We start from the raw sequence: 14,620 nt of genomic DNA on the forward strand, positions 1-14,620 counted from the left end.
AGGATGGCATGAAGATCATTTCGAGATATCTGTCCCGTTCCGCGATCTTCATGCTGTTCATGGTTGGGTTGATGGCGCCGGCCGGGAGCGCGCCCTTGGAACAGCTCAAGATTACCGGTTTCGTTTCGGCAGCGGACTGGGAGGCTTATCGTACGCGCTTCATCGACGACAGCGGACGCGTGATCGACAACGCGAACGGCAATATCAGCCACAGCGAGGGACAGGGCTACGGTCTCCTGCTCGCTTTCGCGGCGAGCGACCGCCTGACATTCGAGAAGATCTGGACCTTCACCTACACCGAGTTTCTGATTCGCGACGACGGGCTCGCCGTCTGGAAATGGGATCCCAGCGCGACGCCCCATGTCACCGATCGCAACAATGCGACGGACGGAGACATCCTGATCGCCTACGCTCTGGCGAAAGCCGGGGTGGGCTGGCAGGATCAGCGTTACACACAGGCCGCTCAGAAGCTCGCGAAGGCCATCGGCAAGGCCGCCATCGTCAAGAATTCCGGGTTTCCCTTCCTGTTACCTGGTGTGAAGGGCTTCACGCAGACCGATCGCCCCGATGGCCCGGTCGTCAACCTTTCCTACTGGATTTTCGAAGCATTCCCGGTGCTTGCCACCTTGGCTCCAGAATATGATTGGAGCGCTGTATGGCGCGAAGGCATCGTGCTGCTTCAGCAGGCCACGGCAAGCCGGACCCATCTCCCAGCCGACTGGATGTCCATCCGCAATCGTACGCAGCCACGCACGGCCGAGGGATTTGACCCTGAGTTTGGTTACAACTCGTTAAGGATACCTCTTTACTTGTTGAGGGCGGGGATGGCCGATATGGAGTGGCTGAAGACGCTCAAGCAGCGATGGATCACGGACCAGGAAGGCGTTGCCGTCGTCAATGTCGTGACCGGGGAAATTCGGGAGCGTCTGACGGATCAGGGCTATATGGCTCTGCCTGCCGCGCTCGCGTGTGCGCTCGATGGAACCAAGGTTCCGGAGAGCCTGAAGGTGTTCGAGCCGCAATTCTATTATCCGGCCAGTCTCTATCTGCTGTCCCTGTCGTTGATCGGTGAAAAGTATCCGCAATGCCTTTGACTCGCGGCATGATGGCATTCTTGATTGTCGGCCTTGGCTTCGCGGCCTTGGCCCAGCAATCAGGCTCGCCTCCGTCGCCGAAATCAGATCAGACCGGCCCGTCGCCCTCACCCCCTCCGTCTCCCGCCCCGGCGCGCCCGCAGGTCGACGAATCGGCTCTGCGCTATTTCGCGTCCCAAGGAGACACGCGCCGGGTAGATGCGGAAATCGCCCGCCTGCGAGCACTCTATCCCGATTGGACGCCCCCGGCTGACCTCTCCCAGCTGGTCGGTGGCGGCGCTGGCGGCCCGGTCAGCGACCCGGAGGCCGATCGGCTCTGGGGCCTCTATACCGAGAATCGTTTCAGCGAAGCGAGAGCCGCTATCGCGGCCCGCCAGTCCGCCGATCCGCAATGGAAGCCACCACCGGATCTCGTTGCGGCTCTCGACGTGTCGGAAGCGCGCCGAAGGCTCGTGAATGCGTCCGACAACAATCAGTGGCGCACGGTCCTGTCGATTGCGACCGAGACCCCGGCGCTTCTCACCTGCGCGAACGTCGATTCCCTATGGCGTGTCGCCGAAGCCTTCGCCAAGACGAACCAAACGAACAGGGCACGGGACGTTTATACCTATCTGCTGACGAACTGCGCCAATCCTGCCGAGCGTCTCGGCACCCTTCAGAAAGCGCTGACGCTCCTCGACGGGCAGCAAGTGACGGATCTCCTGCGTTTCGAGCGAAAGGGAGGAGACAATCCGGACGATTTCAGCGCGATCAGGGATGAACTTGCGAGGAGACGCGTAGAAAAGGCCTCGACCGACGCCAAGCTGACCGTTTCGGCCGACGATCTTGCGGTCGTCGAGCGCTTAGCCGAGGGGGAAACGGAGCCCGGCAATGCCCTTCTGCTGGGCTACTACAACTATCACCGCAAGAATCCAGAAAAGGCGCTGACGTGGTTTAAGACGGCCCTGGATCGCAATGGCGGCCCCAAGGCCGCCGAAGGCTATGCGCTCGCATTGCGCGAGCTCAACCGCTTCGTGGATGCTGAGGCTTTCGCCTATGAATGGCGCGACAAGGCCCCCGAGAATATGCAGGTCTATCTCGATGTCGCTACGGCGCTGTTGAGCCAGGATCCACCGCTCAAGCTCAGTCCAAACGTCGTTGCCCGCATCATCCCGGCGGTTACCAAAGCCCGTTTCGTTAATGGTGCACAGGCGCTCGGCTGGTACTCCTACAACACGGACCAATTCCGGACGGCGCGCGAATGGTTCGAGGTCGCCCTCAGCTGGAAGGCCGATGACGAACCATCCGCTTATGGCATTGCTCTGGCCAGCCAGCGCTTGAATGATCGGTCGCGTTTCAATGCCATCACGGCTCAATGGCGATCGCGCTCTCAGCGCATCGCGGACCTTGCCGATGGCATCAGTCGCGATCGCGGGACCCCTGTGACAACGCAGCCGATACCGCAACCGAACCCGGTTCCTGCGGCTCCCGCCCGCCCTGCCCTGACCGCGACCGAGCCGCCGGCGGTCCCCGAGTCTTCTCCGGAGCGCTCACGGCGTGTCGAAGAATTCCGGGTCGCAGCTTATGATAGGGCTGTCCTCACCCAGGAGCGTCAGCTACAGGGCAGCCGACGGGTCGTGCGGAGCGGAGGCAGCGCGCGCCGCGCCTGCACGGCGACCCGCGATCCCAGCGGTCTTGCTCCCAATGCTGCCCTCACCCTTGGCTGGTGCCTGATGGAATTGAACCGGCCCATGGAGGCGGTCGCCGCCTTCGATCAAGCAATGCGGCTCGGCAGCCCGACCGTTCGCGAGGAAGCGGCCTACGGCAAATCGCTGGCCTATCTCCGCAAGGATCTGACAGGAGAGGCCGCCGTTGCCGCTGCCCAGGCGCCACAGACGGCAACGCGCAGGACGGAGCTCAGCGCTGCCATCCTGGCACAGCGGGCTTTGGCTGCGTATCGGGATGGCCGCTGGGTCGATGTCATCCTGGCTCTCGGCGAGCGGGCGCGCATCGTTCCCGAGCAGAACGACCTCATGCTTCTGCGAGGCTGGTCCTATTTCAAGCTCGGCCGTTTGAATGATGCGGAAAAGATCTTCACCGCCGTTCATCGCACCGGCTTCTCGGAAGAAGCGAGTGTCGGTCTCAACGCAATCAGGGAGATCACCGGCCAGCTTCATCAATACTGAGGGCGGTCCCAGATGCGCAGGGCTTTGCAGAAGGTCGAGTCCAGCCCATATACGGGTTCCAGCTCTTGCTTTTCCCGTAGTTCCTCAAGTCCCAATTGATGGCAGGCTTTCAGATCATCCTCTTTGACGTCAGCGGCACGGAATGTGCGTTGCGGCGAGATTCAGTGCGGGAACTCCTGCCTCTGCCCCGCCTCTGGCGTCCACCCAGCCTTCCTCGGCCCGTTGCCGGTTTCTTCAACCTGAGCGGAACGGCGGTTCCTGTCATCCAGCTGGATATCCTGTTCAGCTTGGATCGGCTCCAAGCCGATGCCGAGGATGGCCTCTATCACCATCTCATCCTGCTTGATGGTCTTGCTCAGGATCAGCCGGTCGCCCTGCTGGTCGATCGGGTCCAGGATATCGTCGAGATTGACGCCTCCAAGCTCTGCCCGGTCCGGGACCAGGGCAGCTTGAATGGCTGCGTCGAAGCCGAGCTCGACTTTGGGCCCAGGCTTGTCCACCTGCTCTCCCCTTCCCGCATCTTGCTCGTCGAGGAGCAGCAGGCCCTTGCCGCGTTGAACCGCCAGGCTCAGGACCGCCTTGGCGCTTGGTCGGTTACGGCCTGATGGCCGAGAAATTCGCCTCTCGCTTCGAATTCGACGCAGACTTTTCCCGTCTCAAGGCGCTTGTCATCGAGCGGACTGGGCATTTCTATTATCAGGATAAGGACGATCTGCTTTGGGAGCGGGTTCGCAAGCGTTTGCACGCGACCGGCCATTCCGATACCGCCCGCTATCTAGAGCGCCTCAACGATCCCGTCGCCGGACCGGAGGAATGGGCCCGCCTCGAGGCGGACATTACAATCGGCGAGACCTTTTTCTTCCGCTATGCCGAGCAGTTCACGGCCCTGCGAGAAAGGATCCTGCCCGACATCATCGCACGCCGATCGGCGGATCGCCGCCTGCGTGTTTGGAGTGCCGGCTGCGCCACAGGTGCAGAGCCCTACTCGGTCGCCATTCTTCTCAAACAGCTCCTTGGTGATGAATTGGAAAGCTGGCGCATCAGCATCGTCGGCACCGACATCAACGAGACGTTCCTGAAAACGGCCCGCCACGCTGTCTTCGGCCGCTGGGCCTTGCGCGCTCTCTCCGTCGAGGACAGATCTGCCTTCTTTGACCCCTTGGAAGGCAAGGACCAATGGCGGTTGAAAAAGGAATACCGCGCGCCGGTGCGCTTCGAGCGGCACAATCTGCTGACCCTCCTCGAAGGGACCTCGCCACTGCAATTTACTGAGTTCGACTTGGTCCTGTGCCGGAATGTCCTGATCTATTTTCATCCCGCTACGATGATCCGCATTGTCGAAGCGCTTGGAGAAACCCTGCGCCAGGAGGGCTGGCTGCTCCTAGGACATGCGGAACCCAACCCAGCCTTCGCCAGCTTCCTGCGCGTGATTAATCTGCCGGGGACTGTTGCCTATCGCCGCGCCTCTACGGAGGATACAGGACCTGCAGCACAAACCGAGGTTCCTCCGCAACGAATTCCGTTGCTGCTCCCCCCTCCGCAACGCACGAGGGAGCGCCCTTTTCCGGAATCGCGCGCCAGAAAGCCTGTCTCACGCGCCCTTGCGCCAACTTCTCTGCCCGTTGTTCTCCCTCACGAGCCAGATTCCCTGCTAGCGGAAGTCCGGGCCCTGGCCGATGCAGGGCAATTCAGCGCAGCCGAAGATCTTTGCCGAAGAGCGCTTCTGGCTCAGCCGCTGAATGCGGTTCTCCATTACTACGAGGGCCTGATCTCCCACGCGATCGATAATCCCATCCGCGCCGAGAGGGCCTTTCGCCGAAGCATCTATCTCGATAAGAGCTTTGCCATGGCTCATTACCATCTCGGACTTCTGCTTATCGCGAACGGGCGGCTCGGAGCTGGACGGCGCTCCCTCGCCAATGCGGCACGCATTGCAGCCGCCGTGCCGGCGAGCACCGTGCTCGACGAGGCCGACGGACTCACGGCAAAGGAGCTTCGGGGCCTCGTGCGCCTTCACCTCCAGGCCATAACTCCGGCCCTTCTGGAGCAGTGACATGGCAAAGACCTTACGACGCAAGTTGAGACAGATCAGTCGCGCCGGCTCGCTTTCTGCCGAGGAGAGAACCCAGCGCATTCTGGACGAGAGAACGCAGCGCCTGGCATCGCGCCATGCGATGCAATCTCCTCTCGCGGGAGAGACCACAAGCGTTCTTATCTGCGACACGGGTCGGGAAAGCTATGGAATTCCCGTTCATGCCATAGCCGAAGTGCTTTCATTCCGCGAATGCCTCCCATTGCCTGAAGGGCCCCCGGCGCTGATCGGGCTGCTCGGCTGGAATGGTCAGCTCATCAGCGTCATCGACCTGGCATCGGCCCTGGGAACTGCGCCGGCCACGGAAAAAAGCGACGGACACCTCGTGCTCCTGCGCCGATCCGCTCCGAAGATTGCTTTGAGAGTCGATCGCGCCAAGGGCGTTGAAACAGTCACTCCTATCGCTCCCGAGGAAACGAACAGCTTCCGAAAGGAGGCTATTCTCGGCTATGCCGAAATATCATCGGACGTTGCCGATCAGGAAAAAATCTTGTCTCTTCTGGATCTAAACCGCCTTCTCCATCCTTTCCTGCCCTCTCTTCCCGCTTCCGGAGCATAACGTGACGATCTCGATTGCGAATCGCATCCTTCTCGGCTTCGCCTTCATTGTCGCGCTGATGGTCGGCCTTGGAATCTATACGATCAACCAGCTCGACGATGTCCGGACTTCCACGGAGACGATCGTTGCGCGTGACCTCGCCCTTATGCGGCAGGTCGAGGCGATCGGCGCCCAGCAGAACGACATGCGAGCCCTGCGGGAAGACGTCCTGTCGCGCTTCCTCTTACGCTCCTTGGGCCAGCAGCAGAGTTCGTATGAGAGCCTGATCGCAGAATGGGCTCAACGTGCCAGCGCGACGGAGAATTCTCTCTCGCAAGCGATTGCAACCGTAAACGGTTTCCAGGCCCAGTCCGTGACCTCTCAACGATCGGACGCTTGGCGCCGCATCTCTCAGCTGCTCACGTCAGCCAGCGCGTCCTTGCGTCAGCTACGAACCGATTCGGAACGGCAGTTCTCCGCCATTCAGAACAATGACCTCGCAGCCGTCATGGCGACCCAGACCTCTCTCAACGCCAATCGCGGCGAGTGGATCCGCACTCTGGACGAGGTGCGCGGCATCTTCGGCGAGGCAGTTGCACTCGGCCAGCGGCGTGTTGCAGACGTCTACGAGCAAAGCAGAACCTCCATCGTACTCGCCCTGGCAGGCGTCGCACTCCTGAGCATCCTCATCACCTACGCCCTCCGTGCATCGATCGCCAATCCGCTGAACACCTTCATGCAGTTCGTCGAGCGTGTCGGGCGAGGAGAACTCGCGGGGCAGACCGCAGTCACCGGCAAAGACGAGATCGGGCGCCTTGGCGCGACGCTCAACGAGATGGTCGGTGGCCTGCGTCAGCTGGCCAAACAAAGCCGGGAGGCAACCGAGAACCTCAATGCCGCTGCTGCCGAAATTCGTGCCTCGACCCAGGAGCAGGCCGCCAGCGTCGAGGAACAGCTCGCGGCCGTGCAGGAAACTGCGGCAACAGTCGATGAGATCACTCATGCCGGCGCCCAAATCGGCAAGCGAGCGCAGGAGGTCATCGCTTCCGCCCAGGCAACGGCACAGACCAGCGTCGCCGGATTGCAGGCTGTCGACGATACTGCGCTGGCCATGGATGCCATCCGTGAACAAGCGGAGGCTGTCGCCGAGAATATCGTCGCACTCAGCGAAAAAACCCAGGCGGTGGGTGAGATCATCTCCTCCGTCAATGACATTTCCGAACGAACCCATCTCTTGGCTCTCAACGCCGCCATCGAGGCGGCGGCTGCTGGCGAGAATGGGCGCAGCTTCGCAGTCGTGGCTTCCGAAATGAAGGTCTTGGCCGATCAGGCCAAGGAAGCGACGAACCAAGTGCGCTCCATCCTCGGCGACATTCAGCGCGGCATCAACTCGTCGGTAATGTTGACGGAAGAAGCCGTAAAGCGCGTGACATCCGGGAAGGAGCGCACCGACACGACACAGGAGACGATCACGGAGATTTCCAACCGCGTTCAGGAAAGCGTGCAAACCTTCCAGCAGATCGTGGCCTCCACCAATCAGCAGCAGCTCGGCATTGAGCAGGTGATGGGTGCGCTTCAGAACATCCGACAGGCAAGTCAGCAGACGGCGGCCGGTACGCGCCAGCTCGATATGGCGGCGGCGAACCTGTCCGATCTGTCGCTGCAGCTTCTCACGCTTGTCGAACGATATCGGCTATAAGCATCGAGGATCTTGGAAGCGCACCCTGTGACGGATATCCGCAAACAATTGCTTGCCGCGTTCGACGTCGAACACCGAGAGCATCTGCAGGCGATCCGGAAGGCACTCGACAGCGCCGATCGTGGCGCTCCGTTCGAGATGGCCGATATTTTTCGTCGTGCGCACTCGCTGAAGGGAGCAGCCAGGGCAGTCGACCTTCCCGCAGTCGAGGAGATTGCGCATCAGCTCGAGACTCTGTTCTCTCACATTCTTGAGGGCAGCCAAGCGCTTGATCGAAATATTGCCGCATCAGTGCGTGCGAGTCTCGACGCCATCGAAGATCTTGTCACCGAGGCCTCGCATTCCTCCGACTCTGCGCCCTCCCGGGTCGTCACGCGTGATCCGGCACGAGGAGGGGAGCAAGAAGGAAAAACACCCCGGTCGAGCGAAACTCCGGCGACCGGAAGGGCGATTGCGACGGAGAAAGCGGGGCAGACGTCCGATACGGCTGGAACCTATCTTCGTGTCGCCGCCGAGCAGATCGAAGAACTCTCCAGCTCTATGCATCAGCTCCTGTCCGAATTGCAGACAGACGAAGCGATGGCGGAAGCGCTCCGCCAGATCGAGCTCGATGCGCGTGGTCTCAGACGCAGCTGGGACGTTCTCCACTCTCAAATGATATTGACCATGGCCGGAGCCTCAAGACCTTCGGGGAGCGGTGTAGAGCGACCCCGCAATCTCTCGTCGCGTCTGAGGGATTTCGACCAGGATTTGGGACGTCTGTTCCGCAAACTGTCAGCCCTGTCCCGTAGCCATAAACTGTCGACCTGGACGACCGACCAGGCTGCTCGGCAGGTTCGGGAAAGCATTGAGCGCGTATCCCTCGTTTCAGCTGAAACTGTCTTCGGCACATTCGGTCATATGGTCCGTGAGATTGCGCGTGAAACGGGCCGGGACGTTCATGTGCGAATCTCTGGGCTCGATATTCAGGCCGACCGCCGCGTGCTCCAAGCGCTCAAGGATCCGGTCATGCATCTTCTCCGCAATGCGGTCAGCCACGGAGCGGAAGATGCGGCCGAGCGCATCGGCAAGGGCAAGTCTGAACGGGCTGAAGTCATTTTGGAGCTGGCATCGCATGGAGGACGCCTCGCTGTCAGCGTCCGTGATGACGGACGGGGACCAGATCTTGCCCGGATCGAGCAGGTCGCCATCGAGCGAGGATTGCTGCAGCCTCGCCGCGCCGGCGATCCGGCCCCGTTGATGGATCAGTTGCTGTCGCTGGTTTTTTCGCCCGGCTTCTCGACGGCCGATTCTGTCGATCGTCTCTCCGGGCGCGGCATGGGGCTGTCGGTCGTGGCTGAAGCCGTCCGGAAGCTGCAAGGCTCGGTCCTCCTGCGGCCGCGCTTTCCCTGGGGCACGGAAGCGATCCTATCGGTTCCTTTTACTGCCGCCCGCCAGCCGCTGCTGCTCGTCGAGGCGGAGGGGCGAATCTTCGGATTGCCGACCTACGGGGTGGAGCGCTTGTTCCGTCTGAACGTTCAGTCGCTGGAAAGCGTTCAGGGACGTCCTACCGTGCGGATCGATGTGCGGGGTCAGGACGTTATTGTTCCTGTTATCGCCTTTGCTGCCCTCGCAGGATCCTCCAATGCACCTCTTCCGATCGAAGCCGGCTACGCGAAAGCGGTACTCATTCGACACGGCTCTCGCTATTGCGCGCTCGCCGTCAATGCCTTTCACGACGTCCGCACGATGCTGGTAAACGATGTGCAGGCCGTCGGCCTCGGCGATACGGTCTCCGGTACCGTACTTCTCGAAGATGAAATGCCGGCCCTGGTTCTCAGCCCTGAACTCCTCATCGAACACTGGATTCGCAATGAAAGCCGTTTGGCGGCCGGCGGCCTTGGTCTGGCCGGATGGACATCGGCAGCAACTTCGGAACCCGGCGCCACAGTTCTCGTCGTCGACGACTCCATCACGACCCGGACCCTCGAGAAAAGCATCCTCGAGGCACAGGGCTATCGCGTTCTGCTCAGCGTCGATGGAATCGATGCACTCAATGCGTTGAGATCGGGCGATGCCATGGTCGATCTCGTCGTCGCGGACGTGGAGATGCCGCGCATGGATGGGTTCGGTCTTCTCCAGGCCATCAAGACCGATCCACGCCTGTCGGCGATACCCGTCATTCTGATGACCTCACGAGCAGACCCTGCCGATGTTCGTCGAGGCTTGGACCTTGGGGCGAGCGCTTACATCACCAAGCAGAAATTCGACCAGCGCGAGCTTCTGGCAACCATAGGGCAACTCTTATGACGTCCTCTCCGCAATCGCGCGTCCGCGTGATGGTCGTCGAGGACTCATTGGTCATCCGCCAACTCCTCGCTCACATCATTGCGCGGGACCCGCGCCTGATCCTCGCCGCTGCCGTCGGATCAGCCGAGGAGGCTCTGCAGGAAATCGGACGTGTCCAGCCCGACGTGATCTCCATGGACATTCGCCTTCCCGGCATGGATGGCCTTGAAGCGACGCGCCGGATCATGTCCGAGCATCCCACACCCATCGTCGTCATTGCCGGCAGCGTCGAAGACTCCGCTCTTCAAATTTCCATGAATGCCCTGCGGGCGGGTGCCTTGTCAGTGGTCGAAAAACCCGTCGGCGTCACAAGCGCAGGATATGATGGTATTGCGGAGACGATCTGCACCCAGCTCTATATCATGAGTCAGGTGCCTGTGGTGCGGCGGCGCTCCTTCGCCTGGAGACCGGCGTTTGCCGCGCGCCCGTCTTGGACGGAAGAGGCCCGAGACAACAATGTTCGGCCTACGGTTCTCGGCATAGCGGCCTCGACAGGAGGCCCCCCTGCCCTTGCTAAGATCTTGGGCGCCTTTCCAGAAGATTTTCCTCTTCCCATTCTCCTGGTCCAGCACATGGGCGCGCCGTTCATGGAAGGGTTCGCATCCTGGTTGGACGGGTTGATCGCCCTTGAAGCTCGCCTGGCCCGAGATCAGGAGATTCCTCTCGCCGGAAAAGTTTACGTAGCGCCCGGCGATCGTCACCTGCTCCTGTCGCCGGCAGGCACCCTGCGCCTCAGCGCCGCGCCCCCTGTCGGCGGACAACGGCCCTCTGCCACTTCGATGTTCGAATCCATCGCCGAAACCGTTGGAGCGCGAGGCATGGGTATTTTACTGACTGGCATGGGCGAGGATGGAGCAAAGGGTTTGACGGATCTTCGCAAGGCTGGAGGCTATACTGTTGCCGAAGATGAAAGCACGGCCGTCGTTTATGGTATGCCTGCGGCGGCGGTCCGCATGGGCGGCGCGCGAGTCAGCCTCCCCCTCGACCTGATCGCCCCCCGTGTCTTGCGACTCGCCAAGGGAGAAAGCGAATGAGCGACGGCCCCGCATCTCCCACCGCCCGCATCCTTCTTGTCGAAGACTCCGAAACGCAGGCACTCCAGTTGCGGCACATGCTGCAGACCAACGGTTTTGCGGTCGATTGGCAAGCAACCGCGGAGGCTGCTCTCGACACCCTGAATACGGGCCTCCCCGATCTTGTCATCGCCGATTACCATCTTCCCGGCATGAACGGCGACGAGCTGTCGCGCCAGATGCGACTGAATGTCCGGACCCGCGCGATTCCCGTGATCATGCTGACGGAGGAGCGTGCCGTCGAGCGGCAAGGCCTGGAAAGCGGCGCCGATGCCTATATCTCCAAGGCGGCGGAGCAGGATCTGATCATCCTCCGAATCAGGGCACTCCTGCGTCGACGCGCGGCCCCCGACATCAAGGAAGGTCGGGAGGGGCCCAGCTTCAGTACGTTTCGGCGGGCACGCCTCATGGTCGTGGATGACAGTGCGACCCGACGGGCTCATCTCCAGGACCTCCTGAACCGGGAGGGCTATGAAGTCACGCTCGCGAGCGCCTCAGCGGAAGCGCTGCGGCTTGTATCCAGGCCTGGTGCCTCGTGGGACTGCATCCTTGTCAACATCCTCAGCTCGAGCTTCGACGGGATCGAGCTTTGTCGTCAATTGAATACCTATCGTGGCCTTGCTCCCTTGCCGGGCATGGAACTCCCGAGCTTTTCCATCGTCGGTCTCGGCAATGAGGATGGAGGCGATACGTTGGCTCGCGCCTTTGCCGTAGGCGCTGACGATGTGGTCCCGGCGACTGCGGAGCCAGATGCCATGCGGGTGCGTATCCGGGCCCTAGTCCGCCGAAAGCTTCTGCAGGATGAGAACTGGCGCATAGAAGCCGAGCTGCGCGAGCGGGAGCTTGCAGTCGAACGGGCAAAAGCCGAAGCTGCCTCGGCCGAAGCACGGGCCTCCCTCGCAGGGGCTCTGGCAAAGGCCAATTTCGAGCTCGAACAGGCCAACCATCGCCTCCGGGACACCCAGGCCAAGCTCGTCCAGGCCGCAAAGATGGCGTCTCTCGGCGAGCTCGTGGCGGGCATCGCACACGAGATCAACAATCCTCTTGCCTTCATCATGGCCCATCAGGGCACCGTCCAGCGTCTGCTCAACGATATCGCGGCGAAAGTCCCGTCCGAACTCGGGCTGGAACGCTCTCTCGCCAAGACGCTCGAGCGGGTCGGCGCCATGAAGTTGGGACTTGGACGCATTCAGGAACTCGTCCTCAATCTGCGACGTTTTTCGCGCCTGGATGAGGGCGGCTTCCAAACCGTCAACGTCCGCGAATCCATCGAAACAGTTCTGGCGCTTCTCGGCCACAGGCTCGGGACCCGGATCGATATTCGACGTCATTACGGGGGCGCGCCGGATCTGTATTGTTCTCCCGCCCTCCTCAACCAGGTCGTGATGAACATCATCGGCAATGCCGCAGACGCCATCAGTGGGACCGGCGCCATTGCTATTGAAACGTCGAGCGACGAGACAACCTATACCATTCAAATTAGCGATACGGGGCCGGGAATCCCGCCCGAGATGCGGGAACGCATCTTCGAACCCTTTTTCACGACCAAACCGGTAGGTTCTGGAACTGGACTTGGACTTGCCATCGCCTATAGCGTTGTCGAGGCTCACAGGGGAACAATTGCAGTGGACGAAGGCCCGCTGGGCGGCGCTCGCTTCACGGTCAAAATCCCAAGGCAGAACGTTGAATGACCGCGCCGAACAAGAACGCTTCTAAGCTTGGCACGATTCTGGTCGTCGACGACGAGCCGGACATTATCGTCGCGCTCGAGGATCTGTTTGAAAACGATTATCGGGTGCTCACGTCGTCCTCGCCCATGAAGGCTCTGGACATTCTTCGCGATGAGCCGGATATCGCAGTGATCGTCTCCGATCAGCGCATGGCGGAGATGCAAGGAGACGAGTTTCTCGCCAGAGCGCGCGTACACAGCGACGCGGAAACCATTCTCCTGACCGGCTACGCAGATCTGAAAGCTGTCATCGGCGCAGTGAACAAGGGCCGGATTACGGCCTATGCGCCCAAACCCTGGGAACCGGCGGCGCTCTCGGCCATGGTGGCATCCGCCTTTGAGCGTCACCGCCTGACGCGTGAACTGAATACGGAGCGCGCGCTGCTTCGCGGCCTCATGGAGAGCATCGGCGACCTCATATCCTTCAAGGATCGCGAAGGTCGCTTCGTCCGCCTGAACACCAGCAAAGCGTCTAGCCTGAAGTTGAGTGTCGAGGCCTGCCTGGGCCGCAGAGAGCAAGACCTCGTTCCAAAAGAGCAGGTTGCCACCATCGTGCAGGCGGAACGCCGCGCCATCGAAGCGCGCGGTCCCATCGAAGAGATCGAGGAACGGCACGGACCGGATGGAAACCTGCAGTGGTTCTTCGTCACTCAAATTCCCATTCTCGATCCCACCGGCAATGTGACGGCCATCGCGACTATCGAGCGTGACATCACGGAACGCAAGCTGATGGAAATGCGCCTGCGTCAAGCGGACAAGATGCAGGCTCTCGGAACGCTGGCAGGCGGCGTCGCTCACGATTTCAACAATCTCTTGATGGCGGTCCTTGGCAGCCTCGATCTCGCTTCACGAAGAGCGCCGGACGATCCGCGTCTGAACAAGCTTCTGAAGAATGCCACGTACGCGGCGGAGCGCGGCGCTTCGTTGACGCAGCGGCTGCTGAGCTTCAGCCGACAACGGGACCTTCGGCTGCAAACTGTGAACGTCAATCGCGTTATTGCAGATATGAACGACCTGCTTCTGCGCACACTCGGTGGGGTGATCCGTGTCGAGAAGAAGCTCGCCGACGATCTCTGGATGGCAATGGTCGATCCGGATCAGCTCGAGCTGGCGGTGCTGAACCTCTGCATCAATGCTCGCGATGCGATGTCCGAGAACGGCATTCTGACGCTGTCGACGCGCAACCAAACCGTTGCAGCGGGACAGGTCTCCGACCTTGACGCCGGCGAATATGTCGTAGTCTCCGTTACAGACACCGGTGCCGGTATCCCTCCCGACATCCTGAGCAGGGTGCTTGAGCCCTTCTTCACGACCAAGGAAGTCGGCAAAGGCACCGGGCTCGGCCTTCCGATGGCCTATGGCCTTGCCCGTCAATCCGGAGGGACCGTCACGATCGACAGTACGATCGGAAGGGGAACGATCGTTGAACTTTACCTGTCCCGTACGGCCTCGGACCAACACAATGCAGATCCGAAAGAGGCGACGATCACTCCTCTAACTCAGCGCGTTCGCATCCTGCTTGTCGATGACGATCCAGATGTCAGGGCTGTCACTGCCGCTTACCTGAACGAAATGGGCCATCGCGTTGTTGAGGCGTCAGACGGAGCTGCCGGCCTCAACATCCTCCGTGCGGACGAGCAGATCGACCTCCTGATTGCCGACTTCGCAATGCCAGGCATGACGGGACTTGAACTTGCTGACGAGGCCCGCAAACAGAGGTCGAATCTCGCGGTTCTTCTCGTCACGGGCTATGCGGATCCGGAAAGAGTGCCTGAAGGTTATCCTATGCTGCACAAGCCTTTTGGGCGGGCCGAACTGGCCGCGAGGGTCAAGGAGGTGCTGGAGACCCGAACGCCTACCTTTGCAGCCCGGTCCTGAGAACTGGCTGAAGTTGCCTTGCGC

The 14,620-nt window shown here is 61.1% G+C and carries 10 protein-coding genes; all 10 read left to right on the plus strand.

Features of this window, described 5'->3' with window-relative positions; translation table 11 throughout:
- The first annotated feature begins 29 nt into the window (after window positions 1–29).
- Window positions 30–1,094, plus strand: a complete 1,065-nt coding sequence (locus K9B37_RS15960; RefSeq protein WP_439651740.1) for a family 8 glycosyl hydrolase — start codon at window positions 30–32, stop codon at window positions 1,092–1,094.
- Entirely contained in the window at window positions 1,085–3,259 is a 2,175-nt protein-coding gene (locus tag K9B37_RS15965) for a tetratricopeptide repeat protein (protein ID WP_224314486.1), read from the plus strand. The genes K9B37_RS15960 and K9B37_RS15965 overlap by 10 nt, the downstream gene beginning before the upstream one ends.
- 98 nt (window positions 3,260–3,357) lie before the next feature.
- Window positions 3,358–3,864 carry a chemotaxis protein CheW gene (locus tag K9B37_RS15970; RefSeq protein WP_224314488.1) on the plus strand — a complete coding sequence of 169 codons (507 nt, stop codon included), beginning with the start codon at window positions 3,358–3,360 and terminating at the stop codon, window positions 3,862–3,864.
- Entirely contained in the window at window positions 3,864–5,312 is a 1,449-nt protein-coding gene (locus K9B37_RS15975; protein WP_224314490.1) for a CheR family methyltransferase, read from the plus strand. The genes K9B37_RS15970 and K9B37_RS15975 overlap by 1 nt, the downstream gene beginning before the upstream one ends.
- Before the next feature lies 1 nt (window position 5,313).
- Complete coding sequence (locus K9B37_RS15980) at window positions 5,314–5,910, plus strand: chemotaxis protein CheW (RefSeq protein ID WP_224314492.1); 597 nt, start codon at window positions 5,314–5,316, stop codon at window positions 5,908–5,910.
- A gap of 1 nt (window position 5,911) precedes the next feature.
- Window positions 5,912–7,588, plus strand: a complete 1,677-nt coding sequence (locus tag K9B37_RS15985) for a methyl-accepting chemotaxis protein (RefSeq protein ID WP_224314494.1) — start codon at window positions 5,912–5,914, stop codon at window positions 7,586–7,588.
- Window positions 7,589–7,615: 27 nt separating this feature from the next.
- Entirely contained in the window at window positions 7,616–9,877 is a 2,262-nt protein-coding gene (locus K9B37_RS15990; protein ID WP_224314495.1) for a hybrid sensor histidine kinase/response regulator, read from the plus strand.
- Window positions 9,874–10,950, plus strand: coding sequence for a chemotaxis-specific protein-glutamate methyltransferase CheB (gene cheB / locus K9B37_RS15995; RefSeq protein ID WP_224314497.1), 1,077 nt, complete (start codon window positions 9,874–9,876; stop codon window positions 10,948–10,950). The genes K9B37_RS15990 and cheB overlap by 4 nt, the downstream gene beginning before the upstream one ends.
- Window positions 10,947–12,680, plus strand: a complete 1,734-nt coding sequence (locus K9B37_RS16000) for a response regulator (protein ID WP_224314499.1) — start codon at window positions 10,947–10,949, stop codon at window positions 12,678–12,680. The genes cheB and K9B37_RS16000 overlap by 4 nt, the downstream gene beginning before the upstream one ends.
- Window positions 12,677–14,596: a response regulator gene (locus tag K9B37_RS16005; protein WP_224314501.1), complete on the plus strand. Its 1,920-nt coding sequence runs from the start codon at window positions 12,677–12,679 to the stop codon at window positions 14,594–14,596. The genes K9B37_RS16000 and K9B37_RS16005 overlap by 4 nt, the downstream gene beginning before the upstream one ends.
- The last annotated feature ends 24 nt before the right edge of the window (window positions 14,597–14,620 follow it).

This window comes from Microvirga puerhi (genome assembly GCF_020089865.1).
GTDB classification, from domain to species: domain Bacteria; phylum Pseudomonadota; class Alphaproteobacteria; order Rhizobiales; family Beijerinckiaceae; genus Microvirga; species Microvirga puerhi.

What these genes read in the sequence shown, in the direction of transcription:
- K9B37_RS15965 (WP_224314486.1), top strand. Translation starts at nt 1,085, where the DNA reads ATGCCTTTGACTCGCGGCATGATGGCATTCTTGATTGTCGGCCTTGGC.
- K9B37_RS15970 (WP_224314488.1), top strand. Translation starts at nt 3,358, where the DNA reads ATGGCAGGCTTTCAGATCATCCTCTTTGACGTCAGCGGCACGGAATGT.
- K9B37_RS15975 (WP_224314490.1), top strand. Translation starts at nt 3,864, where the DNA reads ATGGCCGAGAAATTCGCCTCTCGCTTCGAATTCGACGCAGACTTTTCC.
- K9B37_RS15980 (WP_224314492.1), top strand. Translation starts at nt 5,314, where the DNA reads ATGGCAAAGACCTTACGACGCAAGTTGAGACAGATCAGTCGCGCCGGC.
- cheB (WP_224314497.1), top strand. Translation starts at nt 9,874, where the DNA reads ATGACGTCCTCTCCGCAATCGCGCGTCCGCGTGATGGTCGTCGAGGAC.
- K9B37_RS16000 (WP_224314499.1), top strand. Translation starts at nt 10,947, where the DNA reads ATGAGCGACGGCCCCGCATCTCCCACCGCCCGCATCCTTCTTGTCGAA.
- K9B37_RS16005 (WP_224314501.1), top strand. Translation starts at nt 12,677, where the DNA reads ATGACCGCGCCGAACAAGAACGCTTCTAAGCTTGGCACGATTCTGGTC.